Genomic DNA, 3229 nt, shown 5'->3' on the forward strand with positions numbered 1-3229 from the left:
ATCCATTCACTTGGTGGACTGTCGGTCCATTCACTCAACGGGCCCCGCCGCCACTCATCACCACCAAAATGAGCCAGACAAAGATGTAAATCCGGAAAGTTTTCAAGAACCGGACGCCATGCTTCGGGGTGAACGTAATTCTTGAAGAAATAATCAAATGGGAAACGGCGAAACTTATCGGTTGTCTCGCAGCACTCCCTGGGATAGCCAAGTGCATTGCTCACTGGCTTTCCTGTCAGGAGTGTTATTTTTTCACGCTGCTTTTGACTGGCTATCTGCCTTTTGCTGCACAGTTCGCCATTTTCGATATCAAAAGCCATGTAGTGTCCAGCTTCATGAGTGGTCATGCCGCCAGGCGAACAGTGGGTCAGGATGGGTACTTTTTCTTTCTCACAGCGATGGTAGAAATCAGGCAGATATTCACAGAGCTCATCAAGAGGCTTGTGACCGAGGGACGGGTACATTTTAACACCGGCCCAGATGCCGGGTTTTGATTCAGTTGCGATGTAATCAAATATTGCATCCCAACCGCCAAAAACCATGTCTTTGGAGAATTTTGTACCACCACGGCGATTTAATCGACGAGGGTCATAAAAAAATAACGGGAGCATATGCAAAGGATTTGCGACCGCAACTTTTTGCGTTTCGTCAAACTGAACAGCCCACTTCTTCAATTTCAGCACCTTAGTCTTGTCAACCTTATTCACGAGAATTTCATGCGACAAATTCCTCTTTACTCCTTCCCGCTCCGGTTTGTCACCAGACATTCGCTCAAAATAAAACAGCTTACCATCTTCCTCATGATAAATTGTCTGTCCTTCATACCCTGCAATATGCGCTCTTTCCATATCCATGGTTGCTATTATCATGGGAGTTGCTACTTGAGCGTCGCCTTTATTATCTGCGACCTCATCTGCAAAATCCATGCTATGACTGATATTCGCGAAGGTATCCAAGTTCATTTTGGCAAGACGATTGCCCATTTCCAGTGTTGACAATTTCTGAATATGCACACCTTCCTTGAATCGCAGGCTGGCTGCGGTTTCGCACCATTCCCTGGAGCGAAAGCACAGGCCCGTTGTCGGATACGCTCGCATTGTACCTTCTTCAAGTTGAGCATAAATAAGTGGCATTGGACAACATGCCCCGCTGTTATGGTGCGCGTGCCCATCCATTATTCCATGAGCGAAAATGATTTTCTTCTGTTTAATCCGTATAGCATCGTTGGCATATATCGTTGTCATTATTCTTATTATCCTTTCATCTGGATATCGAATGTATAGCCGTTTACAGTGATTTCAAGTTTTCGCAAATCTGGGATAAGCGTTTTCCCATCACCCTGCTACTCCAGCGGAAACAGCGTGTCAGGTGTAGTAATCGTTCTTGCCGCATACAGTTTGCCCAGATCCCATTTATACAAACATTGTCCATCTGCGGCTACAAAGGAGGTCGGATCAGTTGCCCAGGCAGTTGTAGTGATATCGTTTCCCTTTATCAGGGTCCTGCCCATAAAAATCGGCTCTCCAAAAAAGAAGGGTTTCTTCTCATCCACAGGGAGAGCAACAAAGAATGGCTGGTACTTCCCGCCAGGACCAAGGTTACCGTACTGATCCTCTCCCATGTCTTCATGGCCAAATACAAGCCATTCGCCATCGGGTGAAAAAGAAAAACGACCATACCGTTTTGCTGCAAATGGCGCAATAAGGGATAGTGTATCTGTATGAAGCGGGATGTATTGCTTGTTTGTATCAGGAGTGTCCCAGCGCAGAAGATAGAGGGCGTGGATTTCCCGTATTTTTGCTAGTTTTGAGACCAAATCATCTTGGGCACTACTGGGTGGTAATTTTTCGACTTCTTTCCAATCGATATCTTTTCCAATCTCCACCACCAACCCGAACGGCAAGGTAGGATGAATAATCATTTCCTTGAGCTTGCGGAACTTACCATTATTCCGGTTGAAAATTTCTACAAATGGGTGAGTGGAAATCTTCAGGTCGGCATTATGGCAGATAAGTTTGTTTGCTGCACTGTCGTAGGTGATTATCTTTCGGTCGTGGACTATCCAGGGTGTGCTATACACTGTAGCGTCAATGCCAGCCACCAATTCACCAAGGTTGATAAATTTTTTGTCTTCAAGCATCATGACATGAAGAATTTTATCAAAGCCGGCTGGCATATTTGGAGATCTGCGAAGGACAACAAACTGGTTTTTAGATGCATCCAGCGATACAATACCACCGATAATATCATCGAGTGACATGGTAAGAATTGGTGACTCGACTTTTCCTGTTTTGATGTTGGCAACCACAGCCCATCGCGTCTGGGTATAGACGATTGTTTCATCGTCAAACACCGGACAGAATCCAAAATCAAAATCTCCATCTACTTCTCCTAAAAAATCTTTCGCGACAATGTCATATTCAGGAGCAGTATCACCCCGGAATTTCAGGACAGTTATCGAATTTTTAAACCCTAAAGTTCCAACAGCATCTTTCACCGGAACAGGAAAAATTTTTCTTATTGGCTCATCGAGTGGAACAGCATAAGGGAAAAAGAACTTACCCCCCTTTTGATTGAAGACATTGTAGTCCGGCATTTTATAAACTCCTTTGTTTGAATTTTCAGTACATCCAGGTATATAACCTGGGAAAAAGTGGAAAACAGTCTTTCCAACTACAAACAAGCCCATGGCTACTGCGGCGATCTGTAGTTTTTTTCTGCCAGGCAATCTTAATCGCCATAATACCAGACCAAATACAGCACCGACGACCCATGGCCATTTGTATTTCAGAAAGACAATTATAAAGGAATAAATCAATACATGCGGAGGTATGTTTGATAAATCGAACATATGTCTACCCTAATTTCTTTTTTGATATCTTTAAGAGTCCCATTTTGCCAGTTGTTCCTTGATTCGAGATACTTCATCGTCCAGTTTAAGAAGTTGATTATATCGTTTAAGAACGGTTGATTCATTTGCATCAGCTTTGATTAGAGAGTTTTTCATCGTTCTCAATTTATCTTTACTCATCGAGTAGCACTCCCACGGATTGACCAGCGTGAATCTAATCCAGAACGTTGAGTCAACCTGATCGATAAGCTTCTTAAAGTCTCTGCAGTAGTTACCGTATTCTGCGCCATCATCGCTGCGGGTCAGGTGAGTAAGATACCAGTCTGTACCGAATATTACCTTGTTTCTTAAATGCCTGTATTCATCCCTGTCACGCAT

Annotated in this window: 3 protein-coding genes; all 3 read right to left on the minus strand. The window is 43.8% G+C overall.

Annotated elements, in window-relative coordinates; all coding sequences use genetic code 11:
* The coding region (locus tag GX089_03865; GenBank protein ID NLP01608.1) for a hypothetical protein at positions 1 to 1244 on the minus strand (1244 nt) is incomplete at its 3' end.
* Between the two features lie 98 nt (positions 1245 to 1342).
* Positions 1343 to 2596, minus strand: a complete 1254-nt coding sequence (locus tag GX089_03870) for a hypothetical protein (GenBank protein ID NLP01609.1) — start codon at positions 2594 to 2596, stop codon at positions 1343 to 1345.
* A 285-nt stretch (positions 2597 to 2881) separates the two neighbouring features.
* Positions 2882 to 3229: hypothetical protein (locus GX089_03875; GenBank protein NLP01610.1), on the minus strand; the 348-nt coding region annotated here is incomplete at its 5' end.

It is taken from the genome of Fibrobacter sp. (assembly GCA_012523595.1).
Classification (GTDB): domain Bacteria; phylum Fibrobacterota; class Chitinivibrionia; order Chitinivibrionales; family Chitinispirillaceae; genus JAAYIG01.

What these genes read in the sequence shown, in the direction of transcription:
- GX089_03870 (NLP01609.1), bottom strand. Translation starts at nt 2,596, where the DNA reads ATGCCGGACTACAATGTCTTCAATCAAAAGGGGGGTAAGTTCTTTTTC.